This is a genomic window from Psychrobacter sp. H7-1 (assembly GCF_904846585.1).
GTDB classification, from domain to species: domain Bacteria; phylum Pseudomonadota; class Gammaproteobacteria; order Pseudomonadales; family Moraxellaceae; genus Psychrobacter; species Psychrobacter raelei.
The window spans coordinates 50,730-76,661 of record NZ_CAJHBH010000002.1; the positions used below are offsets into that span (position 1 = coordinate 50,730).

Genomic DNA, 25,932 nt, shown 5'->3' on the forward strand with positions numbered 1-25,932 from the left:
TGATAGACAGTTAACTAACTATAGCAAGTTAACACCAAGTTGGGGTTATTTAATGACCATTAATATGGATCACACCATGAACTGCGACACAATGATCTTACGCACATACTCATTAGGTAGGGTTGTTGAGTATAAAAATCAAGCCTATCGCCAAACTTTGTACTTATCAGATACGCAAAACATACGTAATTTTTGGCTATCATTTCAGACAGTTATAGGGCGCTTTTTTATTATGATTAAAAATAATGCTGACAGCAAAAATAAAAAAATCTCTTAGCGCCCACGTGAGTACTAAGAGATTTTTTTAGCTTAAGCTGTCTGCTTAGTGCCTACTTTTTTAAGGTTTTAAGCAGCGTGTTAGCCCTTAAGGTACCAGCCAGCCCAAAAATACTGATATGGTGATAATACCAATCAGTGACGATACCAATAACGTCGCCCCTGAAACTGCTGGGCGTACATTAACGGTTGCACCAAACACCAACCCAAAGAACGCAGATGGAATGGCCATTAGGATAACCGCTTGTACCACTGCTTCATGGTTAATACCAATTAATACCGCAATACCAAATGTCAATAAGGGCTGAATGACGTTACTCAATAAGGTACTGACTGAGACGTTGGTATTTATTTTAATTTTTTGAGCAGATAGTAATAAGCCTGTTAAGAATAAGCCAACGCCACCCGTTGCCATTGTAATGGGCTGGAAGGCTGTTGCAGCAAGTTTAGGCATAGGAATACCGATAATTGCCCATATCAAACCAATAACCGGTAAGAAAAATACAGGCGTTTTCACCGCTCCGATTAAGCCTTTAATAAACTCTTTTTTGACCGACACTTCTTCATCAGGAGCAGAGGTGCCCATTGCTAACTGTGCCAAGGCTATGGGGGTCACAAAGATAGAACCTGCCGCAATAGCTATCGCTACCAATAACGCTGCTTGATCACCAAATAGCGGAAGTGTTAGCGGTATACCAATTGACGCATAGTTCGGGAACGCAATAGTTAACGACTGCACAACCCCTTCAGCTAAGCTTAGTTTAAATACTTTTTGCTGAATCCATAACGATGCCAAATATAAAATAAGCATCGACACCCCAATCACTAAGATCAGTGTGAGGTTCGGGATGATGACATCCCGAGGGGTTCGTGCAATAGCAATAAACATGGTCAACGGTACCATAAAGGTCATTAGCATGACATTGATGGTTTTGACGTTTTGATTGTCGACCATACCCCGCTTACCGGCAACGTAACCAATTAGTAAGCCGACATAGATGGGCAATAAGGCGCCAACGATGATATTAAACATGTGGCTTCTTCGGTTTTAGGGTTAGTAAACGTTACCTTGATTAGGATCAACAATGACATCAATCACATGAGGGCGTGGGTCATTTAATGCTGCGCTTAGCGCCTCATCTAACTCATCCACATTGTCCACCTTAGAGGCATGACAACCATAACCGAGAGCAATTTGGGTAATATCAATTTCTGGCAAGTCCATACCTGGTGTATTAGAAGTACCCATGATGTCTGAGAACGCTTTTAGTGCACCATAACCACTGTTATTAAGCACGATGATGGTTAACGGTAAGCCATGCTGAGCTGCGGTCCACAACGCTTGAATTGAGTACTGCATTGAGCCATCACCAATCACTGCGACCACTTTGCGCTCATCTTGCGCAAGCCCGATACCCACTGATGCGGGTAAGCCATAACCCAGACCGCCACTTGACATGGTATAAAAACCGCCTTTTTGAGTCACTGGCAAGTTCTTTTGCAGTGCAGGACGGTGAGACGGTGCTTCCTCTACCAAAATCGCATCTTTTGGCATAAGCTCGCTGAGTCTAGATAGCACATAAGCAGCTGAAGGTTTACCGTCCCCTTTTTCTGGCGTGCTGCGCTCAATGGCGAAAGGCTTAGCCACATCAGCGGCAGGTTTTTCTGGTAATAGCTCAATCAGTTTTTCAAGGGATTCGTTAAGCTCACCCACCAAGCTTAGATCTGCTTTTGCACGGGCAGCCGCATTTGGATCTGAGGTTAGCTGCATCACCTTAATATCTGGATTGGTTAATACGGCGGCCTCTCCTTCAACGTGGAAGGTAAATACTGGTGCACCAGCCACGACAACCAAGTCGTGACGCTCAAGCATTTTTGATAGATTTTCTGGAATAGCCGGTAAGAAGCCACCAAATTGTGGATGATCTTCAGGGAAAGCTGCTGCTGCTACTACTGGTGCAACATATGCGGTTGCGCCTGTGCGCTCGGCAAGCGTCACTGCATTATCATACGCATCAAAAATATCGATTTCAGTACCCACGACTAACGCCGGACGTTTTGCTTTAGAGAGTGCCTCTGCAACGCGTTCAAGACCATTTTGACGTGCTGGACCAAAGCCAATGGCATCGACGACTTTAACAGGGTCACAAGGCTTGTCCCAATCATCATTAGGTACAGAGATAAAGGTGGGACCATAGGGAGGCTGCATCGCAATCTCAAAGCAGCGTGCCAATGCTGCTGGTACATCTTGTGCAGTGGCCGGCTCTACGGACCACTTAACATAAGGCTTAGGGAAGCTTGCTGCATCGTCTGCAGCAAGATACGCCTCTGATGATAGTAATGAGCGGCCTTGTTGCCCTGCCATCACCACCATAGGCACTTGGTTTTTATAGGCGGTAAATAAGTTACCTAAGCTGTTACCAAGACCTGCGGCTGGATGCACGTTAACGAATGTCGGACGACCTGTGGCACGAGCCATGCCATCAGCCATACCAACGGCGGACGCTTCTTGCAGACCCAGCACATATTCAAAATCTTCTGGCCAATCGCCCAAAAAGGCAAGTTCTGTTGATCCAGGGTTACCAAATACCGTCTTAACCCCTAAATCACGTAATACCTGAATAACAACATCTCGAACTGTTAATTAATTAGATGACATAAATTTAACCTATTAGTTATTTTAACTTTATGTTTAGATTTTATTAAAAAAATAAATGGTGGGATCTGAAAACTCTTATGCGTCACTTCAGGTGCGTCAGTTTCTTACTAAATCAATATAAAACCGCTGTTGATAGGCATTACCGCATCTTAGTGATGAAAACTATACAACAATCTGTAAAAAACTGGATGACATTTTTTGTAATGAAAAAGTAATTTTCGTTACCGACTATTTTATTTTTTAATGAAATATTTACTTAACAATAATCAATAAACAGCAATAAGCTAAAATAAGCAGATGGTCTACACAGACAGCTTTTTTTAAAGCATTGATGACGAAGAGCAATGTCAGAAACTCTGATAGCCCTCAACCCTCACCTTGGTTACAATTTTTTAAAGTATGTCTATATGGTTAGTAACAGTGAGATGCTACTTTTATCCCTAAGATAACCAAAGACCATAATCAATAACCATAAAATAAGGAGATAATCATGAATAAAATACTAAGTGCGGATGCCATGATGAAGGTATTGAACGATTGGGGAGTTAAGCGGGTATATGGCTTACCTGGCGGCTCTCTTGACTCAACCATGAATGCCATTTATAACTGGCGAGATAAGATTAAATATATCGGTGTTCGTCACGAAGAGGTCGGTGGTCTGGCCGCGGTGGCTGAGGCAAAGTGGACCGGTAAAATTGCGGTTATGCTAGGCTCTGCAGGCCCAGGTGCTGCCCACTTATTAAATCCGCTGCATGATGCCGCTTTGGATCATATTCCAGTATTGGCCATTGTCGGTCAGGTACCAAGTGATAAGATGAATACCGACTACTTCCAAGAAATGCCTGAAAACCCAATGTTTGCAAGTTCTGCTGCCTATAACCGCACGGTAATGACACCTGAGCAGCTACCAGAAGTCATCGACACTGCCATTCGCAAAGCTTATGAGCTCAAAGGTCCGGCAGTAATTGTGATTCCTAAAGATTTTGGCTGGGTGGAGATTGAGGATAATTACGTCTCTTCTGCCCAAAAATACAGCACGCCGCAGTGGCAACTGCCTGCCAATGAGGAGGATGTCGAAAAGGTACTGGATTTACTTGAGCAGTCAAGTCGCCCTATTGTCTATTTTGGTCGCGGCGCGCAGGGCGCCGCCGATGAGCTGCGTGAGCTTGCTGCTTTATTGAAACTACCGATGGTATCTAGTTATTTAGCCAAAGGCATCTTAGAGGGTGACGAAGAGTTTTATATGCTCTCTACTGGACGCGTGGCGACTAAGCCTGGCGTCGATGTCGCCCGTGCTGCAGACTTTGTGCTCTTTACTGGTACCAATTTTGAATTCCCGATGTTCTCAGAAGAGGCAACCTTTGTGGATGTCAACCTCAACCCTTCTGTCATTGGCGCCAGACACCAGACTAAGCTTGGTATCTTAGCCGATGTACCGACATTTTTGCGTCAATTGCTTAACGCCGCAAAAAAACGTTATGGCGAAGACGGCGCAAACTATGCGTCTGCCCGAGCCCGTCAGCAAGATAGTGATTATCAGGCTTGGTATGCCGCGGCAGTAGAAGACAAAAAACAATAGGATGCATGGCTTGCAAAACGTGCTGAGCACAACACCAATCCTGTTGGCTTTGAAAGCGTATACAAAGTCATTAACAAAATGGCGGCGAAAGATGCACTGTTTGGTGTGGATGTGGGTAATGTTAATATTGCCGTTGCTCGTCTACTCAGCTTAGGTGGCGGACGTCGTCAGGTGACTTCCCCGCTGTATGCCACCATGGGCTTTGGTATGCCAGCCGCCATTGCCGCAGCGTTAGAGTACCCTGATCGTGAGGTCTGGAGCTTATCAGGAGATGGCGGCTTGGCGATGGTGGTACCTGATCTAATCACCCAAGCAGAGCATGAGCTACCCATTATGAACTTGGTATTTACCAATGAGTCTTTAGGATATATCGAGGCAGAACAAGATGATACCCATCAGCCGCATTCGGGTATTAAACTACAAAATGTTGACTTTGCAAAAGTCGCAGAAGGCTTCCAAGTGACTGGCTTTACCGTACACAAAGCTGGAGAGCTTGACTCTGTATTACAACAGGCTCAGCAAGTCACCCGCAGCGGCAAACCGGTACTGGTAGATATAAAAATCACCAATGAGCGATTATTGCCTGTCGAACAGTTCCCGCACCGCCGCTCTGGTGAGCCAGATGTGATTGCTGATTTTGATAAATTTGTTAAGCATTTTGAAGCAGAAGCACTTGAGCCCTTTGGTGAGATATTAGATCGTCATGGCGTAACAAGCTTTTAGAAGCACCGCTCATCACATCTTGAAAATCACAGCTGAAGCTGAAAATGCCCTACTCAACATCAGCTGCTATAGAAGATACAACCTGTAAAACATGGAGCAAAATAGACAACATAGTTGGCCACAATAGAAATAGGCCAGAACACGCACAAAAAAAAGCAGCTAATTATTAGCTGCTTTGATGTGGTTCAATCTGAGTTAACAAAGGGTAGCCTTCTTTTCGGGCTGTCTGGTTGACCTTTTTGGCTTTAGTCTCTGCAATATCTTTTGGATAAATACCGGCAATACCACGGCCTTGATTGTGGATATTGAGCATAATCTCAACCGCTTTGTCCATATTATGGCGAAATTCAGACTGCAACACATACACCACAAATTCCATAGGCGTATAGTCATCGTTATACATGACTACCGCATACATGGGCGGCTCAGTAATCTCAGGTTCTGCTACCAAAACCTCAACTTCACCCTCTTCTTCTGTATGCTCATCGATAAGCTTCAAAGGACGAGCAATTGGCAGCGTTGCTGGGTGATGCCAGTCTGCTGACCCACCCTTATGACTTACGACCATAAACGTCTTATTTTGTTTCATAGTGGCTTGATAATCTTTGAGTTTGCGGCAAATAAAACCTATTTACTTGCCTGGGTGTTGCCTTTGCCTTCATTAACAGGGCGTTGGTCGGTTTCTGGCACTTCAGATAACGACATAGGCATTTTTTCTACCGGGGCTGACAACTGCCAGTTGTAGATTTGTTCTACTTTTTGACCGTTGGATTCTAGATTTAACTTGGCTTGCTTAGGTTTAAAGCCACTTGGCATCACAAAACGACCTCTGATACGCGAAATGCCTTTAATATCATAGGTACTAGGCTCTAGTGGTACTTCCACCAAACTGTCTTCGTCTAACAAGGTTAAAGTGGGCTTTAAGCGGTGCTGCAGGCCGTCTTTGGCCAACATAGCAACATCAAAGCGGTATTCAAAGGCATTCTCAGGTAACGGCTCCATCTTGGCGCCAACTACTTGTAGCGGCAAGCCACCTTGCTGAACCAAGCTTTGAGCATAGACATCGTTTACTTGGATAAGCTGCATATTTTTGACTTCCAAATCTTGGATGTCTTGGCGCATCTGACCTAAGTTATTTAGGCTGATGTCACGCTCTTGCTTGGCGGTATTGACCTGTTTGGTTAAAGACTCTACATTCAGCTTAAGTTTTTTAATATCCTCAGCGGTCAGCTGCTGAGCATCACCTTTAAGCTTGGCTTCATTTTGCGAAGCCTGATAACCTCGGTAATAACCAAATTTATGGCCAAAAGCAGTGGCAATCACGCCTGTTAACAAGACTGCACTCGCAAATAAGACCAATATCAGCGGACTCATCACACCAGAGGATGATCGCTTCACAATTTTTGGAGTGGATTTGCTGATTTCGGTGGGCATGTGTTCTAGGCTCGTATCTTATGAATCGGCAATTAGTTAAGCAGCCAAAGTTAAAGGCCATTTTAAGGCAAGGTATTATACCTAACTCTTAAAGCAATAACTAACATCAGATTAGCTTCAATAACATATTTCTATCATCAATCTGTTATAAAGCATAAACTATTCGGCAAATATATCGCTATCAAATCTGTACCAAATGGGTTTAGTTTATACATAACTGACGACTAATCAAGAGATTATCGTAAGCGGTCTGACTCAAAAAACCCTAAGTAACAGACCGAATGCTGCAATATCTATTTAAAAAACATACGTTTAAGACAACCCTTATCCTATAAAGTATCACCTAAGGCACGACGGGCACATGATTAAGTCCTAACGACTCCTCGAAGCCAAACATCACGTTCATACACTGAACTGCTTGTCCTGCTGCACCTTTGACCAAGTTATCTTGTACCACTAAAATTGTGGCTTCTTTGTTACTGTTGTTTTGATGTACGGCGATACGTAGACGGTTACTGGCTCTTACGCTACGGGTATCGGGAAATTCACCCGCCGGCAACACATCGATAAAGGGCTCATCTTTATAGGCCTGCTCATAAATTGCTTGCAAATCAAGCTGACAGCCAGCCTCGGTTAATCCCAGATGAATTGTACTAAACATACCACGAATCATAGGCACCAGATGCGGTACAAATCGAATATTTTGAGTGAACTTGCTTTGTAATAACACATGCACGCCCTGCTCAATCTCTGGCAAATGACGATGCCCTGCTACGCCATAGGCACTAAAGTTATCTGTGGTTTCTGCATAATTTAGTGACAGCTTGGCTTGACGGCCAGCCCCTGATACCCCCGATTTGGCATCAATAATAATGCGCGGCTCAATTAAAGCGTTACTCGCTAAGTTTTGGGCCTCGATAACTGGCTTTAGACCCAAAATAGCTGTGGTTGGGTAACAGCCAGGGTTGCCAATCACACTGGCAGACTTGATCGCTTCACGGTTAATTTCAGGCAAACCATAAGCCGCCTGCTTGAGCAAATCTGGGCAAGCATGCTTATGCTTGTACCAGTGCTCGAAGCCTTGTAACGACTGCAACCTAAAGTCAGCTGCCAAGTCAATCACTTTGACCCCAGCCGCTACTAGAGCTTCAGCTTGCTGCATAGCCACACCATGGGGGGTAGCAAAAAACACCACATCACATTGTGTCAGTGCAGATAACGTATCTTCACCCAAATCACTGTAGGTGAGCTCAGAGATGCCTCTTAAGCTTGGAAAAATGCTTGCCACAGGTTTTCCGGCCTCTGATCGTGAAGTTAACCATTTGATGTTCACTTTCGGGTGCGAAGATAACAATCTAATAAGCTCAACGCCGGTATATCCGGTCCCTCCCACTATGGCTATTTGTAACATATCCTATCCTACTGTTTTGAAAGTCAATTAAATAAAATCCATCTTATGCTTAATCAATCTCACTTTGAGATCTATATTTATAAACTAGACGCTGGGCTGTCCCTGTTGGTTTTAGCATAGCCACTGAGTACTGAGTGTAAAATAGGCTTATCTAAGTAAGCCTATTTTTTAGTGTAAATGTTTTAATTTATCACTGTAATGCTGTGATGTTACAGCTTGTACTCATGCACGGCATCCACAAAGACCCCTGCATTTTTTGGGTCTACCCACTGAGTAATGCCATGGCCTAAGTTCGCAATATAGCCTGTCTTCTCACCACCGGCATAAGCATCATCTAGCATGGCATTGACTGACTGTCTGATTAACTCAGGTGAACCGTATAAAGTGGCCGGATCTAGGTTACCTTGGACAGCAATCTTGCGTTTGCCAGTAGCTAAAATAGCACGGGCTTTATCTAGTGGCATACTCCAATCTAAGCCCAAGCAGTCCGCTTCGCTGTCCATCTGAACATCAAGCCATAAGCCGCCGCCCTTGGTGAAGACCACCACAGGCACTTCAGGATGACGCTGTTTTAGCTCGGCCACCACACGCTTATTATACTTATGTGAGAACTCAGCAAATTGACGGTGTGCAAGCGCACCGCCCCAGCTATCGAATAGCTGAACAATTTGGGCACCGGCCACAATTTGGGCGTCTAAATAATCGATAATCGCTGTGGTGATATGGTCTAGAATTTGATGCAAAAACTCAGGTTTGCTGTATAGCAAGCCTTTGGTATAGCGATAATCTTTAGAGCTGCCGCCTTCAATCATGTAAGTGGCCAAGGTCCAAGCACTGCCTGAAAAACCAAACAAAGGCACTTTGCCATTAAGCTCTTTACGAATACTGGTTACCGCATCCATAACATAGCTGAGTGAGTCTGCGGCATTAAAGGCTTCTAACTGATTAAAGTCGGCCTCTGTGCGTAACGTGCGCTTAAACTTCGGTCCCTCACCTGTTTCAAAATATAACCCTAGACCCATAGCATCAGGAATGGTCAAGATATCGCTGAACAAAATGGCGGCATCTAACTCATAACGTCTTAAAGGCTGCATGGTGACTTCTGTGGCACGCGCTGTGTCTTTGCACAAGCTCATGAAGTCGCCGGCTTCCGCTCGCGTGGCTTTATACTCAGGTAAATAACGACCCGCTTGGCGCATCATCCATACTGGCGTGGTGTCGATGGGCTCAAAGCGTAAAGCTTTTAATAAGCGATCGTTTTTTAAAGGAGCAAAATTGTGAGTATTTTCAACAGAATCAGAATTCATTATAGACATTAGTATCTCTTTAAAGTCCTAAATTATAATCAAAATGGCCATGTTAACGGACGTACTGCCTTACAATGGTAGCAGGTTATGCCACCCTCGGCACCTTTTAGGCGCTTTTATTTATTACGCCATGTGTTTTAGCTCATTGGCCACTATTTATTTAATATGGCCATGTCATCGCGATGAATCATAACCACGCGCTCCTCTGAACCCCCTAATATTTTATCAAAGTTATGGGTTCTATTACGCGCCACACGCTGCGCATCCTCTGAGGAGAAATTGACTTGACCCACGGCAATACGCTCTTTGGTCGTCTCATCCACCACAGCCACCACGTCGCCTTCATCAAAGTCGCCTTGGATATCTACCACGCCTACAGGCAATAAGCTCTTGCCTTGTACGGTAATGGCATGTACCGCACCGGCATCGATATACAACGTGCCTGCCATACGCAAATGCGCAGCAAGCCACTGCTTACGGGCAATAATCTTATCAGCCTGATTGGTTTTTAATAAAGTGCCCACCGACTCACCCTCAACCACTCGGGTAATGACTTTATCGATACTGCCATTGGCAATCACAGTCGGGCAACCGCCCATCGCAGCCAATCGACCCGCCCGAATTTTGGTGAGCATACCACCACTACCGAGTTTGCCGCCCTCTCCTGCAATGTCAAACAAGTAATCTGCCATTGCTCGCTCTTGACGAATCATTTTGGCATCGGGATTTTCGCGTGGATTATCGGTAAACACCCCATCTTGATCGGTTAAGATGATGTACAAATCGGCGCTGACCATAGCCGCTGCCATAGCGCCTAGGGTATCATTATCACCAAACTTAATTTCATCGACAGTAATGGTGTCATTTTCGTTAATAACAGGGATCACTCGCCAAGACAGCAGCTTATCTAAAGTATTGGCGGTATTTAGATAACGCTGCCGGTTGGATAAATCATCATGGGTCAATAGAATTTGAGCACTACGCACCCCACTTTGAATCAAGGCTGAAGACCAAGTTTCAATCAGCCCCATTTGACCAATAGCAGCACATGCTTGTAGCGCCTCAAGCTTTTTGGGACGCTCATCAAGACCCATTCTTACCAAACCTTCTGCCACAGCACCCGAGGAAACCAAAATTACCTCTTTGCCTTGATTGTGTAGCTTGGCAATTTGACTGGCCCACTCATAAATGGCGGTGCGGTCAAGTCCTTTACCATTATTGGTAAGCAGTGAAGAGCCAATTTTTACAATAATCCGCTGCAAATCAAATGATCGATCTTCTGTAGCAAACCGGTCGTCATCTAAAGCGGTGGGCTTAGGGATACTTGGCTTTACGGTGTGTAAATTTTTCGGTTTCTTCTTAGCACTCATAATTCTTCCCAAAATTGATGAATAGAATAGTTATATGCTGGTTAACACAGTGATCTATCATTGATTGATGGTCGATACGATATCCTTGGTGTTGGCGATACTAAGCAAGGCTTTATAGGCGCAAGCTTAGCTCACCACTAAAGGATTTATTAAGGCGCGTATACCACTTCCACGCCATCGTCATCATCGTCATCTAGCTCATTATTAAAGGCCGCTTCACGCGCTGCACGACGCGCAGCTCGATAAGCCTCTTTTTGTTCTTCTGTGTTGAGGCGAACTTCCGCTTCTAGACGCTCAAATCTCTCTTTTTGGGCTTGAGCAAACATCGGATCTTCTTCTTCACGCTCTTGCTCACGCTCAATTTCATTCATTAAGTGATATTTGACATCATCGACGCCTGCACCGGTTAAGGTAGAGGTTCTAAATACCGCGCCTGTCCAGCCAAGTTCAGCGACAATATGCAGACACAGCTCATTTAACTCATCTGCGTCCGGCACCTGATCGATCTTATTTAAAATCAAGATTTGCGGTAAGTTAGCAAGCTCAGGTGAGAAGCGCTCAAGCTCATTAAGAATAACTCTACCATTCTCAACCGGGTCACTACCATCAATGGGCTTGATATCTAAAATGTGCAGTAAGCGGCGGGTACGTGCCACATGCTTTAAGAAGCGAATTCCTAAGCCGGCCCCTTCTGAGGCACCCTCAATAAGACCTGGAATGTCCGCCATCACAAATGAGCGGTGCACACCCACATCCACCACCCCTAAGTTCGGTACTAAGGTGGTAAAGGGATAATCGGCTACTTTTGGCTTGGCTGAGGAGACTTGACGGATAAAAGTAGATTTACCAGCGTTGGGTAGGCCGATTAGGCCGACATCTGCCACAACTTTTAGCTCAAACTTTAGCTCTTTTAGCTCACCCTCGAAGCCAGAGGTGGCCTTACGAGGTGCTTGGTTGGTTGAGCTTTTAAAATGGGTGTTACCCAGACCGCCATCACCGCCTTTAGCAATTAGCAGCTCTTGACCGATTTCTGTTAAGTCACCGATCACCTCACCGGTCTCATTATTCACAATGGTAGTACCAATAGGCACCCGCAGATAGATATTATCCGCCCCCTTACCAGAGCAGTTTTTGCTGTGACCATTTTCACCACGGCCTGCATCATAGCGGCGGGTGTAACGATAATCTACTAAGGTATTGGTGTTGTCATCGGCCACAACAAATACGTCGCCGCCTTTACCACCGTCACCGCCATCTGGCCCGCCGCGGGGTACATATTTCTCCCGGCGAAAGCTCACAATGCCGTTACCACCATCCCCTGCTTTGACAGTAACAATTGCTTCATCAATAAATCGCATTGGTCTTGCTCCCTTAACTTCTCTTAAATTGGTGTATCTTAATGGACTAACAACAGGCCGCTTAACTTAGTTTGACGTCGCGTCAAAATATGTCAATGGCCTGCTTAGCAGAATAATAATATCTTATAGAACGGTTTTCTAAAAAATAAAGTTGAAAATCATAACGCCGTATTCTACAGCATTATCAATCAAAACGAATAATAAAAAAGATACCCGATAACCTTAACGATTATCGGGTACCGTTGCAAATCGTGCCAGTCACTAGTTTAGTTGACTTTTATACATCCAATGCTTTACAACAAACTTAACAGATACTAGGCCATTAAGCGCTGATGTTGGTGTAATGCACGCCTGCCATCTGTGCGGCTACTCTTAATACTTGAGTGCTGTAGCCTACTTCGTTGTCATACCAGATATATACTGTGGCATGGTTGTCGGTCACGATAGTGGCTTGCGCATCAACAATACCCACCTGCTTGGTGCCCACAAAATCTGAAGACACGGCTTCAGTTGAGTCGGTATAAGCAATTTGAGACTGCCAAGCATCGCTTTGAGAAACTTGCTTGAAGAAAGCATTTAATGCTTCAGCGCTCTCTGGTGCTTTTTCTAAGTTTAGGTTTAAAATAGCCATACTTACGTTTGGCGTTGGCACACGGATAGCATTACCTGTCAGCTTACCGTTTAACTCAGGTAGTGCTTTACCTACTGCCTTGGCCGCACCTGTACTGGTGATAACCATGTTTAATACCGCACTGCGGCCACGGCGATCGGCTTTGTGGTAGTTATCAATTAGGTTTTGATCGTTAGTAAAGGCGTGGATAGTTTCTACGTGACCATTTACGATACCATACTCATCGTTAAGTACTTTTAGTGATGGGGTAATCGCGTTGGTGGTACAACTGGCGGCACTGACGATAGTGTCATCGCCAATCGTGTTGTTGTTGACACCATAGACGACGTTTTTGATATCGCCTTTTGAAGGGGCCGTTAGCAATACTTTTTTCACGCCTTTGGCCTGAAGATGCTTACCAAGACCTGCTTCATCTTTCCAGATACCGGTGTTGTCAATTACGATAGCGTCGTTGATACCATAGCTGGTGTAATCAATTTCGCTTGGATCATTGGCATAGATAACCTGTACAAAACGGCCATTAACGATAAGGCCTTGGTTGGCTTCATCTACTACCACTGAGCCTGCGAAAGTGCCGTGTACTGAGTCGCGCTCAAGTAATGAGGCACGCTTCGCTAAGTCACCCTCTTTACCAGGACGTACAACGAAAGCTTTTAGCTGTAAGCCTTTATCAGTTGCGGCCTCTTCAAGCAATAAGCGAGTTAGGATACGACCAATACGGCCAAAGCCATATAACACAACGTCAGTAGCTTCACTGGCAGCAGGGGTCGATTTGTCCGCTTTTGCAAAGGCATCGGCCACACTGACTTTATTTTTTACCAATTGACCAGCATCAACTACTGCCGTCGTAATGTCTTGACTGTCTGCCACTTCTTTTACAGTAGTAACGATGTCATCAATACTAAGCGCAGTACCGTCATTGCGGGTAGCGGTCTGTTGAACTTTAGTTAATAAGTCCGCTGTTGATAAACCGTTAAGTGTTTCACCAAATAAATTAACTTTTACATCTTTATTAATATAAAGGTTATGTAATTGTTGGGCCAGCTCATAAGCTTGAGTTTGTTGTTGTTGGTAGGTGGCTAAATGAACTTGGTGTAACTCACGGCGCGTATTAGCATTACTCACAATAGTCATCCTTTGGGTAAATGAAGTGAAGGGGTAAATGAAGTGAAAATGGGTACTTATCGATCTGCGCTGCTCGCCATTTTAAGTTACGACTTAGCCTCAGAGCTTAGTAACCAAATATAAGATTTTGATGGCTTTGTCTGAGTCTTAACGACAAATATCCTTAAAATGAGCAGCAGCTTTATTATTCTGGGTAATTTTAAATCATCTTGCCGATTTTAGCCAGTCAGATACCGTCAATTCATACCGGCTTAGTAAGATTTGCAGGGGCTTTTAGCCACAAGCAGGGTGTTGATGACAACATGAGGAGTAGCCAATAGCTTAGCACAAGGCCATCACTGACAGCAGCAATGGCCAAAAAGAGGACTACTGCGTTACCGTTTGCGCCGCTCCACTGTGTGAGGTAATTTCAAGTTTACTAACATCATAACCTTGGATTTTTGCCGTATTTACATACTTATCATAAGTGCTTTGCGATAAGGTGGGTGTACGTGACAAGATCCACAGATACTTATTATCTGGCGTGCCCACTAACGCACTCTTATAATCTTCATCAAGTGCTAATACCCAATAATCCGCTTTACCCACCGGCAGCCATCTAAGCCAGCTGGGTAAAAAAGTCACCTTGAGCTGACTACCCGATTCATTGGCTGGCTTAGCAATACCCGTAGCGCTCATCATTGAGCCATCTGCTTTTTTACACTGATTAATCACATCCACAGACTCAATCTTGCCAGCGTCTGTTTGATTAAGATTATAAGTGGCGGTCACATCTGAGGCACAGTTACGCTGAAAATACATAGGCAGGCGTGCAATCTCATACCACTGACCTGCGTATTTATTTAAATCGACACTGGGCACAGAGTGCGGGGTGGTCGCGGCCGTCGCTGGCGTGACCATATTGCCTGTTTCGGCATGTGAAAACGTAGAATAGGCCGCTAAGGGAACCAACAATGCCAAAGCTATACCTGTATGCTTGAGTAACGCCTTCATAAAGGCTCTTTCTGAGACGTCATGATGATATTTATTCATAAGGGTATCTGTTATCTATTAATTTGAAAAATGAGGGTTTTTGACTTAAAAATGTCATAATAATCTTCTATTATTTTGGCAAGCCATCCACTGTTTTTACGTTTAACTTGTCTTTTACTTGGCTGATTTATTCATATTTATCTACAGTGCCGCTCTTTGCCATAACAACATTCTAGGGTTGCCCCTTGCGCTTTACTATCCCCAAAATGTAGTAATACGCTACGGTTTGTAAACTGCCTATACTGTTTTAAATCTTTTGGTGTTCTTGCGTTAAAAATTGGCGTATTCCTGCTACTTTATCTCCATTATTGCGCCTTACTGTCGCCAAATCTTGGGGCGCCAGTCCGCCTAGAGCAATCACAGGTACTTCACAGTGCTCAGCCAATATTGCAAACTGCTCCCAGCCCAAACAGGGTTGCTCTGGGTGGGTCTGTGTGGGCTGAACAGGAGATAAATACGCACCTATCACAGGCGCCAGCTTATGATTGAGCTGATATTGCGCCAGTGTATTGACTGCCTGTATCTGATACTGACTGTGACAGCTTACGGTGATGGGTAAGCTTAGCTGTGATATCGAGGTGTTTTTGCCGTGCTGTAGTTGCTGTAGTTGGTGCTCTAGCATGGCTTGTGTTAGGTGCTGGGCGATAACTTGCACAGGCAGCTTATTGGTCTGTGATAGATAATCTGCTAAAGGCTGCTGGATGATTACGTTTAAGTCTGTACGCCTAGCACACAGCTTAAGTAAAACACGTGCCTGCTGCTTTAAGCTGCTGGACGCCAAACGCACATAGACCGTCGCTGACTGCGGTAGGCTTTGATGGTGATACTCAAGCCACTGTACTAGGCTTTGTTCGGTGACTGCATCTAACCCTTGGGTGTCATTAAAGGATAACTGATTGGTAATACAGATCACATCATCTAGGCGTAACCACTGCAAGATACTTTGATTGGCTTCAGGTAACACATACTGATTGTCCAGTAGACGTTGTTTACTGACCCAGTGCAAGCGCTGTCCCTCACAGCCTTGTGTTTTGTCCCTAAAGACAGCGAATTGATCAGGGCTAAGCTGTACTCGAAACACATGCAGGCATACCGTTTTTGAACGATCAGTATCTGATATATCCAGATACTCATGACGCAGTACCCCAAGCGGATTGATACAGCCATCGCTTGTAATATCAAGACCAATCTCTTCATACACCTCACGTATCAGTGCTTGCTTAGGTTGTTCACTGGCTTCTATTTTACCCCCCACAAATTCATAGCGATCCCCTTGGTGCTGATGGCTGCCGCGATAGCCCAGCAAATACTTGTCTTGATAATGGATGACGGCCACGGCCACATCGATATACTTCATGCGCTCTCCGGATGCTGTTGACACATTACTTGTCACTCAATAATTTTAAATAAAAAAGTGCTTGCAATGACGTTTATAATAAATAATAATGAAGTTAATGATAATCATTATCAAATAGACGTTTGATCTATTTTTTTTGATGATGATTTTACACCGTACCTCAAAACTTAATTTAGGTATCATTTTGTTAAGTGTTATTTAAAATGCAATTTTTGTTAACCATAATATAAAGGATGACCCCATGGCTACTATTATCTCTCGTGCACTACGCCTTCGTGACAACCAGCTGCCTATGCTGCAATCAGAGCATCTATTTGCACTCACCAAAGAGGTGCGAATTCAACATGAGGGTGAAGAATACCGTTTACGACTTACCCGCAATAATCGCTTGATTTTAACCAAATAATTTATTCCATTAAGCCCCTGCATAGGGGCTTAGCTCATAATGAGAGTATCGTCTAATATTGGCACAAGACAGGTGAGAAAAAAGAAGGGACAAATCAATTGTCCCTTCTTTTTTTGTCTGTGATTTATTTAAAACCTAAAGCTATACACCACATCCACTGCATTTTCTAATGCGGAGGTCGCCTCTACATAAATACGCCGCGTCAACTGATAACGCAGCGACAAGCTGCTTTGTGCATTAAATACGCCTACCCCATATCGGATATATAAGTCTGGGGTAATATAGCCGGTTACGTTAACGTTGGTGTCGCTATCGGTGCCTGAAGCATCGATGGTCAAGCGCTCAAAGCCAAAGGCATCGCCTATGGTATTGGTCAGGCTACGGGTACCGCTTAAGCCTAAGCTTAACCCGGCGGCGGCTAAGTTATTGGTTACCTCCGACTTAAAGCCCTCTTCACTAATCTGAGTGGCGCCTGAGTTTGAAATACGGCCAGTCACCAGTGCATTCATTGCTTGCTGCTGCGTTAAGCCGGCATCGTTAAATACCACAATGTTTGGATCAGAGACACGTCCCTTGACACGCACACCCACAGTGCTGCTCTCGATATCTTTGGCCGCCTCGATGCTCAAGCGTGGATTGGTCACATCGCCATTAAAGCGTATTTGGGCATAGTTAAGCTCGAGATTTTGACCGAAGGCATCAATGGTACTACGGCGACTCACCTGCACCACACCCAGCGCATTCATCACCCCTTGACCTTGCTGGGTGATATGTACTGCGCCTGCCAGCGGTAGAACGGCGCCAAAGCCGCGGAAGTTAACATTGCTGCCTAAGTCTACCCCTATATCAGCATTAATAGACCACGGCTTAGAGATGGCCAGTACCTCATCGATATTGCCGATAAGCTGACGATCTAACACCACCACATCTTCTGATTTGGTCACCACTTCTTGGTTGGCCTCAGGCGGTCTGATGGTGGCTGTGGGTACTGAGACTGCACCCACAATATTAACGTATTGCTGCTGCGGCTTAATGATGATATTAAAGTCAGGATTAACCTCAGCGAATAATAACGGCGGCTGAGTAAGCACCAACCGCTCACCGGTAACTCGAATTTTAGCTTGTAACTCTTGCTGCCAATCTATGGTACCGCTTAAGTCGCCCTGACCTTCACCACTCATAAAGGTGCCATTTAAAGTGGCGCTTTGGCCGCGTATTTTTGCTTTGGCATTAATATTGGTGAGGTTCACCGGCAAATCAAGCATGGCAACCGTGGCATCTTTTAAGTTGACGTCACCATAAAAGACTGGGCTAGATAAAGTACCACCCAAACCACCTGCCAGCGTTATATTGCCGCCAAGCTTACGCATGCCTGGAAAGAAAGGTTTTAAAATCGCTAAATTAAACTCGTTTAATACCAAGGCACCCGATAATGGCTTGCCCTCTTTATACGGGTCTACCACCACGTCCGCATAACCTTTAGCACCATTACCACTATCGATATCGGTACGTACCTTTAAGCCCTCCTCAAAGGAGCGAACAATTAACGATATGCGCTTATAAGGCAAGGTAATGGGGTCGCTATAGCCATCTTGTATCATGCCTATGTTGCCATTGTCTGAGTACAATGTGGCATTGATGGTGGGCTTAACGCCTTTGCCCCATTCCATCACTGCTTTACCATTTAAAGCGGCGTTCCAACTTAAATCTTTGGGTAAAAAAGGCGCAAATAAAGTGGTGTCAATTTGCTGTATGGCTAAATTGACCTGACCTTGTTCACTAGAGGCCACCAAATTCTCCCGCAGACACACCTTACCTGACTCATCGGTAGCAGCCCAGCAGTGCGCTGCCAGTTGTATCTTAGGAGTACTACCGCCAAATGAGGCAATCAGCTGTGCCGGCTGGCTTTGTGCCAAGGTCACGTATTCGGTTGAAACCTCACCGTTACCGACCACACCGCGCCAGCCCATATTTTTACGATCAAAGGCACCTTTTATTGTGGCAGCAATGCTTACCTCATTATTGGCACGACTGGTCTGTGCTTTAAGCGTCAAGGTATGATCAAGCTCGGTACCATTAAATACCGCATAGATATTTTCAAACTGACTGCCGGAGGCTTGAAGACCATCGGCAAGGATCACCAGATTACTGGGACTCTTAGCGAAATCGACAATCTTGCCTTTAATAACGCCTTTTTGTAACAATATCCCCGGTAAAGCCAGCTTCTCCCCACTCAAATCCACATAAATGGTGGGCAGTGCCTGACCTGCAGACTGCACAAGGGTTAATCCACCAATCACACTACCGGCGAAGTCTCTGCTGATTTGACTTAAGTTGCGAATATTGACTTTGGCATCTAAGTTTTGTGCATCGCCATTAGCAACAACTTGGTTATCCCCCCACTGCACCATGAGATTATCAGCGTTGAGCGTCTCAATCACACTTTTGACTTTTTGGAGCTGGGTATTGCTATCGGCAGCTTTGAGCACTTGCAAATATTGAGCCATATCTTTGGGCAAATGCAAGGTGCTATTTAAGCTGCCTTGCGCCAATAACGGTTCACCATTAATTTGGCCACGTAGCGCCATCTGGCTGATATTGATACGCTGTACGGTATCTTTCCAAAGCCCAGTGCTAGAGATGCGTCCGGTAATATTGCTGGGCACATCTTTAACAAAGTAGCCTAAATTGAAGTCCTCCATTGCCGCATTGATATTCCAAGCGACACCATTTTTGACATCCACGCTACCTTTAGCAATCAAGCTACCTGCTTCGCCCACATGGCTTAGGTTTTTAATATTAATGACCTGAGCATTACCATTGGCATCAAGCTGTAAGCGCCCTTTGGGCAACTGCGGCGTATCGATAAAGCCACCGAATTTAACATCAAAAGCACGCAGGTCGCCAAGCTTAGTCTGGTTATCACGCCATTGACCGGAGGTGACCAAATCGCCTGAGACAATCCCTTCGGTTTGCGGCGCAAAAAAGCCAACATTGAAGTTCTCGGTATGCGCTTTGATATCCCATTTAATGCCATCGCTTAGGCCTACATTACCTGTCGCATTGATACTGCCTGCTTCACCCACATGGCTTAGGTTTCTGATGGTAATGGCCTTAGCATTACCAAAAGCATCCAGCTTAAGCCGACCTTTGGGCAATTGCGGCGTATCAATAGAGCCATCAAACTTGACATCTAACGCGCGTAAATCCCCGAATTTAGTGTTGTTATCTCGCCACTGACCGGAGGTGACCAGACTGCCTGAGACGACGCCCTCGGTTTGTGGTGTGAATGAGCCAAAATTAAAGTTCTGAGTGTTGGCTTTTACATCCCACTTAATACCATCTGCTAAGTTGACATTTCCGGCAGCACTGATGCTGCCCGCCTCACCCTTGTGACTAAAAGATTTAATATTGATATTAGTGGGTGTGCCATTGGCATCAACGATAAGGTTGCCTTGAGGCAGCCCTTGGGTGGTGAGTTGGCCGTTAAAGCGCGCATCAAACTGCTGCAAATCGCCTGCAATCAGCTCTACTGACCCATCGCCCTTGCCTTGGATGGCCACATGGCGATTTTCAGTAATGGTTTTTTGAGTTGCAGGATCAGTGCGGGTAACTTGTGCGGTTAATAGTGAGTCTAAGTCACTAGAATTGATAGTAAAGACATGGCGCTGACCGGTCACCAGCTTGCCATTGACACGGCGACGTATGTCGATCATTTTTCCTGACGCATTGATGCTACCCACAAGATTGCTGACCGGTAAGCTGTCATTAAACACTTTCGGTTTAAGCTGCTGGGTTTTGGCATTAATCGCCCAGGTTAACGGATTGTTTTGGTTGGCCAGTACAATACTGCCATTACCCACCAAATCACCCATCACCCCATCATAATCAAAGGCATTGATATTAATGCGATCGCCCAGTTTATCGAGCTTGACTTTGTAATCGCCCGCAGGTGCGGCATTTAATTTATTAATCTGGGCATCGGCATCAACCCACAGATGCTCATCACGCAGCTGCACATTGGCCTTACCAATAGGACTGTCAATATCGCCCACTTGAGGCACATTACGGCGGCGTAAATGTTGCCAATTGGCATCCACATACCAAGGCGCAGCGAATCTTGGGTTCTTAGGTGTGGCGCCTTGTACGACTTTGGCTTTTATAATCTCGCCGTCACGTTGACGCAGGCTGGCATTAATTTGCATTAAGCCGTCTTTATTTTTTAGATTATATACCACAGCCAATCGGCCATCTAAGCGCTCAGGTGCGTAAGGTGCTGCCGCTTTGGGTAATAAAGCACGTACTTTATAATTACTACTGTAAATTAAAGCTTGGGTGGTGAAACTGTCTTCCCAGTCAAGCACGCCTTTGGCCAATAAGTCACCTTCTGGCGTCTTAGCGGTAAGCTGATGGACATGCATCTGTTTGGTGTCTATGATATTGGCACGCGCTTGATAGCGACCACTTGGGATGTCCTTAGCTGACAATTGGCTGTTAATACGCAGCTCAATATCTGATAACACCCCTGAAGCGATGGCCAAACCTGCCTGTAATTTAATATTTTGGCCTTCAGCATAAGGCAAGGTAATCTCATCCCAAGTCAGCTTAGCATCGAAGGGGGCATTGTCATCTAAACCTTGAACCGTAAAGTTACCTTTGACATTGCTGTCATTATATTTACTGCGTAAGGTGCCATAAGTACGCTTTAAGCTGCCTGTGGCATCAACATAAATCGGATCCACATAAATTTTTTGTAAACTATTCACCGTCACTTGAGCGGACAGATCTAGCGGATAGTTGCCCGTTAGATCCACAAAGCCATTTAAATTGGCAATGTGCACCACATCACTGTACTGCAAAGCGGCTTTGTCCACGGCAAGATGCGTGTCTACCCACTTTAAGTCGGAGGCACTAATATCAGTCACTTGAATAGGATCTTTGCCAGCTTGATTGTAAATGATGCTCTTGATGTGCGCTTTATCAAAGCGTAAGTCGACAGGCAGCTCAAAGGTTCTATAGTCAAAAGGCTCACCGGTGGCCGGCTTGCGGTTTTCTATCACAATAGATTCGATATCGGCATCACGCAGGTGCACTTCTCTGGCAAACATGGCGCGCCAGCCAATTTTGACATAGGTATTTACGAAGTGAACATCAACATCTTCAGACGCTTTCATGCTGATGTCTTTGACCAACATGCCATCGCGCAAGTTGCCCTCAGCATACTGCAGCTTTACGCCAGTTTCTGAGACAATCTTCTCTAATATAAACTTAGTGCCTCGCTCAGTACCCGCCATGACATACAAAATGATGCACATCATTAAGAACAGCACCAACAACAGCGCCAATAGCTTTAATAAAAAAGACAGCGGATAGTGGTATTTGAGCCGCGCAGCATCACGCTGGGCAGGATCTTGCTCTTGATTAGGTGGCGGGGTTTGCGAAGTGGTCATGAGTTAAGTAATTTTGTTAGAAATAACACAAGCTTTGGTGCCCCAAGGCGGCGAATAATCGCCTTTGACAGCCATCACGCTTGTGCCATTTACGGTTAAAATGGCCTGTTTTCACAAGATAATCAAAATGCTGTCATAGTAAATGATATTCACTATCACAGCAACCTTCATAGCAGGCTAATGAAAGCCTTAACGAAAACCTTATAGCAGGCACCGAGTGCTTGGTAATGACACTGCAGTGACGTTGATCATTTCGATCACAGCTAAGCGCCATAACGGCTGCCTGGTAACTGCTTTATATTCAATAGCCACTACTGCAAAGGCGACCCAATAAAGAAGTGCAATCGAATAGGCACACTGTGCTCTAACACGCCTGCTGCTAAGTCTAAGCGTACCATGCCCACAGGTGAAGCCCAGCGGACACCAAAGCCAACCCCAAGCTTGGTTTCAGTCTCAAAATTGGTGTCATAAGCATTACCAAAGTCGGCAAATACCGCGCCACGCAGACCCGGTTTAAATTCATAGTTGTACTCTGTACTACCCACTGCCAAGACTTGCCCGCCCACCAGATAGCCTTTTTCTAGTGTCGATAAGCTGTTGTAGTCATAACCTCGAATACTGCGGTCACCCCCAGCAAAAAATCTGAGCTTATAAGGCACGTTTTCAAATTCATCCGCCCAGATGTACCCCCCATCTAAGCTGGCCACGACCTGATGCTTATTCATCTCACCAAAACTATAGACACCACTTACCCCCGCCCGCGCAATGGCCATATTGGTATCGGTCAATGCACTATCTGACCCAGCTTCTATAGAATAGTATTGACGCCAGCCCTTACTTGGATTGGTGACACTGTCGGTTTTGGTTTTATCCAGTTGATAACCCAGCAGCAGCGCCTCTTGGTCAAATTGAGCGCCTTCGCGGTTAAAGGGCACCGGTAAGTTCTCACGATCAGTGCCAGTCACCCCACTTTCTAGCTCATCCAAGCGATATCTTAAAGAGTACGTACGATTCCAGCCCTCATCACGACGAATGTTACGCGCGATACCAGCTTTAATGGTATTGGTCTCTAGATCTAAGTTACCATCACCTTGGTTGATGTTTTCTTGCTCATAGCTGATATTGGCGCTTAGAGTATCATTTAAAGGGTGCTTCCACGGGCGGCTTGCGTGCAGATTAATGGACTTGTTAATTTTTGAGGCGCCCACACTGATGCCCGCCTGATAGCCATCTCGGTTGATGAGGTTATTCTCAAGACGTGCCACTGCGCGCACGCCGGTATCGGTACCATATCCAATACCTAAATCCACATCTTTTGGTTTATCCGCCGTCACAAACACATACAAAGGTACCGACTTGGTTTCAGCCACTTGCTGCGGCGTTTTGCGATTCGCCAAGAAGGTTTTACCCAAGTCACTGGGTAATGAGTCGGTATCGGCCAAAGGGTCTTCCTCATCGGGAAATATCTTTTTGACTGTGCCACTAATGGCATTGGAGATTTTACCCAATAAGCTTTTGGCCTGCTCTTCGGTTTCATCTAGCACTCGGTCATCAGGTAGTCTGGATAATCGCTGTGCTTTGGCGGTGATTTCTTGTAGCTTCTCAGTGGTTTCTTGATCCACAGAATATTCAAGGGGCTTAAAGGCATCATTGGCACCGTTTTCGGCCGTTTTATCTGAGTTATTATCAGCCAGTAGATTGCCTTGCTCATCATATAAGACATCCGTATTGTTCTCGGCCGTATCTTGCTCTTGAGCAGCTCGCTCAGATGAATTATCAAAACCTAAAGTGCCCGTGCTGCGGCTAGGACGTATGGTCTCAACGTTGACTGAGTTGAAGTAACGGGTGGCAGACAAGTCATTGGTAAACTTAGTCACTTCCGGCGCATAAAAATTATCTCCGGCTCTAAATTCATGTAACTGATGCAGCAATTCAGGCTTAACAGGCAGCTTATCTGGATCTGTGGTAAGCTCACCTGTGTCTTTGTCAATGGTAAAGAAAATCACCTCATCAAAATGATAGCGCTGACCTGTGTCATAGATTAAATCTACATCTGCGGTATTATCAGGCAAAATCACATCCACGGATTTGTTCAGCCACTGCCCATCAAAAAAGCCAAATTGCTCTTTGGTGGTCTCAATCTGACTTTTGGCAGTTTTATACACCCCATGGTTAAAGATATCGCCCTCTAAGGGTGCTGTTTTTTCAGCAATTTGTTGAAACTCTGGCAACTGTGATCCCTCACCGCGAATATCAACAATGCGGCTGCTCACTTTTACAGGCTCACCAAGATGCTCAATAATCACCGCAATCTCATCTGAGGCAACCCGCTTAAAGCTCAGCTTAATATCGTAATAACCTACCGCTTGCGCCGCATCGATGGCCTCTTGATGCAGCCTAGGCGTCACGGCCACGAAGTCTGAAATGGACTCGACGGTGATGTTCTCCATAGCCGCTTTGATGTTGGCAGCCGGCTGGGTGTCTTTGTCTGCCTTAACAAGCTGAGGCGGGGCATTTTTTTTGCCTGAGGCTGCAGGCTGCTGCAAATATATCTTGGCACTAATACGCGGTAAGCCTGCATAGCCATCATTAAAAAAGCGGTTATATAACCCCTTAATAAAGCCAGGCTTTGCTTTGCTGCTATCTTCATCAGCCGTTTCAGTCACAACAGAGCCTACTGGCGCTTTAGTGGGGCCGCCTTCATACTGCGGCAAATAATCATCTGGATTAATGCCAACCTCGGCAGCATTTTGCTGCGAGTTATCTACAACATCATCCGTAATCTCACCTGATTGCTGCTTAATCTGAGCATCTACTTTACCAATACTGGTGTTTTTTACCGCTTGCTCCGCCGACTTTTCGGCCGCTTTGGCTTTTGTGCTGTCAGGATTGACCACCACATCTGTGGCTTGATATACAGGTTCGGTGGCAGCATTTGGCTCTGAGTCATCGACTATACCAAGCGTCTGCTGGTTGCTGGGATTGATTTGGGCACTTTGATCTAAGCTATTGTCAAAGCCTAGCGGCGGCGAAGTGGCATCTAGACGGGCGATAGGCTGGGTAAAATCAGAGGGTACTTGACTACCAATCTTTGCCAGCACCTGCTCTATTTGCTGCGGGGTCTGCATGACGGCCGCATTGGCTAAATCTGTGCCTGCTTGAGGCTTAGTCGTTAAGCTGTTGTCAGCAAATACACGATCAAAGGTGGCTATGGGGTCAGAATTTGGGTCGGCGCCGTTATTATTGGCCGTTTTTGTCGCACTGCTCACAGTACTGGCTGTATTTGAATTGGATGGCTGCGTTCCAGCAGAGCTGAGCGTTTCGCGCTGATAGTCTTCTAATACACTCGGGTCAATCAGCCCCTGCTCAACTGCTTGCTTGAGCTTTAGTGCAATCAGTGCTTCTTCAAGCTGTGAATCAGTAGCACGACTTGGTTGATCTACTTTGGCACCTGTACCACTAGCAGCGGCATACGCTGATATAGGGGTATAAGCTTGCAGCAATAGGCACGCAGATAGAGCACACGCCATTTTAGAATAGCGAAAGGGCAGCAGCGCTTTAAATCGACTGTGCGCTGTAGGGCTCATAGTAGAGCTAAAAAGGCTATCGGCTCGTTGGTTTACCACGAACAGGGGCTGGTGTGTATTACGCATTACCAATCTCTTATCTAGAATAACTTTCTATAGTAAATTCCTACCGCAAAGACTACCGCCTGAACCAAGTCTATGCAAATCGGATTTTTATAAATCGAAAAACAAATTTAATTTAGTTGTGATAAATTGTCGCTATGATACCTTGACTGAACATAATTATC

At 45.3% G+C, this 25,932-nt stretch carries 15 protein-coding genes and 1 pseudogene; 3 read left to right on the plus strand and 13 right to left on the minus strand.

Features of this window, described 5'->3' with window-relative positions:
• Positions 1-364: 364 nt before the first annotated feature.
• Together JMX92_RS00955 and mdlC are read right to left on the minus strand one after the other, a co-directional pair.
• A complete protein-coding gene (locus tag JMX92_RS00955) occupies positions 365-1,309 on the minus strand; it encodes an AEC family transporter (protein ID WP_110816744.1) in 945 nt (314 codons plus the stop codon).
• A 21-nt stretch (positions 1,310-1,330) separates the two neighbouring features.
• Positions 1,331-2,905: pseudogene (gene mdlC / locus JMX92_RS00960) on the minus strand (benzoylformate decarboxylase); the annotation flags it as partial.
• A 520-nt stretch (positions 2,906-3,425) separates the two neighbouring features.
• Between mdlC and JMX92_RS13645 the strand changes: the two are divergent.
• Together JMX92_RS13645 and JMX92_RS13650 are read left to right on the plus strand one after the other, a co-directional pair.
• Positions 3,426-4,514: a thiamine pyrophosphate-binding protein gene (locus tag JMX92_RS13645; protein WP_201543378.1), complete on the plus strand. Its 1,089-nt coding sequence runs from the start codon at positions 3,426-3,428 to the stop codon at positions 4,512-4,514.
• Positions 4,515-4,592: 78 nt separating this feature from the next.
• The gene (locus JMX92_RS13650; protein WP_201543379.1) at positions 4,593-5,237 is read left to right on the plus strand and encodes a thiamine pyrophosphate-dependent enzyme; all 645 of its coding nucleotides are present in this window, start codon (positions 4,593-4,595) and stop codon (positions 5,235-5,237) included.
• A gap of 166 nt (positions 5,238-5,403) precedes the next feature.
• On the opposite strand, the gene clpS is transcribed toward JMX92_RS13650, so the two are convergent.
• The 9 genes from clpS to JMX92_RS01015 form a co-directional block, all read right to left on the minus strand.
• Positions 5,404-5,826 (minus strand): ATP-dependent Clp protease adapter ClpS, encoded by a 423-nt coding sequence (clpS, locus tag JMX92_RS00975; protein WP_011960818.1) that lies wholly within the window; start codon positions 5,824-5,826, stop codon positions 5,404-5,406.
• A gap of 38 nt (positions 5,827-5,864) precedes the next feature.
• Positions 5,865-6,671 (minus strand): hypothetical protein, encoded by an 807-nt coding sequence (locus JMX92_RS00980; RefSeq protein WP_110816748.1) that lies wholly within the window; start codon positions 6,669-6,671, stop codon positions 5,865-5,867.
• Positions 6,672-7,014: 343 nt separating this feature from the next.
• Complete coding sequence (gene argC, locus JMX92_RS00985; RefSeq protein WP_201543380.1) at positions 7,015-8,082, minus strand: N-acetyl-gamma-glutamyl-phosphate reductase; 1,068 nt, start codon at positions 8,080-8,082, stop codon at positions 7,015-7,017.
• Between the two features lie 209 nt (positions 8,083-8,291).
• Entirely contained in the window at positions 8,292-9,398 is a 1,107-nt protein-coding gene (hemE, locus tag JMX92_RS00990) for a uroporphyrinogen decarboxylase (protein ID WP_011960821.1), read from the minus strand.
• A 143-nt stretch (positions 9,399-9,541) separates the two neighbouring features.
• A complete protein-coding gene (proB, locus tag JMX92_RS00995) occupies positions 9,542-10,759 on the minus strand; it encodes a glutamate 5-kinase (RefSeq protein ID WP_011960822.1) in 1,218 nt (405 codons plus the stop codon).
• A 149-nt stretch (positions 10,760-10,908) separates the two neighbouring features.
• A complete protein-coding gene (gene obgE, locus JMX92_RS01000) occupies positions 10,909-12,117 on the minus strand; it encodes a GTPase ObgE (RefSeq protein WP_011960823.1) in 1,209 nt (402 codons plus the stop codon).
• Between the two features lie 322 nt (positions 12,118-12,439).
• Entirely contained in the window at positions 12,440-13,882 is a 1,443-nt protein-coding gene (locus tag JMX92_RS01005; RefSeq protein WP_011960824.1) for a glyceraldehyde-3-phosphate dehydrogenase, read from the minus strand.
• Between the two features lie 357 nt (positions 13,883-14,239).
• Positions 14,240-14,866: a lipocalin family protein gene (locus tag JMX92_RS01010; protein WP_227675227.1), complete on the minus strand. Its 627-nt coding sequence runs from the start codon at positions 14,864-14,866 to the stop codon at positions 14,240-14,242.
• Between the two features lie 286 nt (positions 14,867-15,152).
• Positions 15,153-16,286, minus strand: coding sequence for an NUDIX domain-containing protein (locus JMX92_RS01015; protein WP_201543382.1), 1,134 nt, complete (start codon positions 16,284-16,286; stop codon positions 15,153-15,155).
• A 217-nt stretch (positions 16,287-16,503) separates the two neighbouring features.
• On the opposite strand from JMX92_RS01015, the gene hemP reads away from it, so the two are divergent.
• A complete protein-coding gene (hemP, locus tag JMX92_RS01020) occupies positions 16,504-16,668 on the plus strand; it encodes a hemin uptake protein HemP (protein ID WP_011960827.1) in 165 nt (54 codons plus the stop codon).
• Positions 16,669-16,796: 128 nt separating this feature from the next.
• Here hemP and JMX92_RS01025 read toward each other — a convergent pair whose 3' ends face one another.
• Positions 16,797-22,118: a translocation/assembly module TamB domain-containing protein gene (locus JMX92_RS01025; RefSeq protein WP_201543386.1), complete on the minus strand. Its 5,322-nt coding sequence runs from the start codon at positions 22,116-22,118 to the stop codon at positions 16,797-16,799.
• A 311-nt stretch (positions 22,119-22,429) separates the two neighbouring features.
• Positions 22,430-25,771, minus strand: coding sequence for an autotransporter assembly complex protein TamA (locus tag JMX92_RS01030; protein WP_201543390.1), 3,342 nt, complete (start codon positions 25,769-25,771; stop codon positions 22,430-22,432).
• Positions 25,772-25,932: the final 161 nt, after the last annotated feature.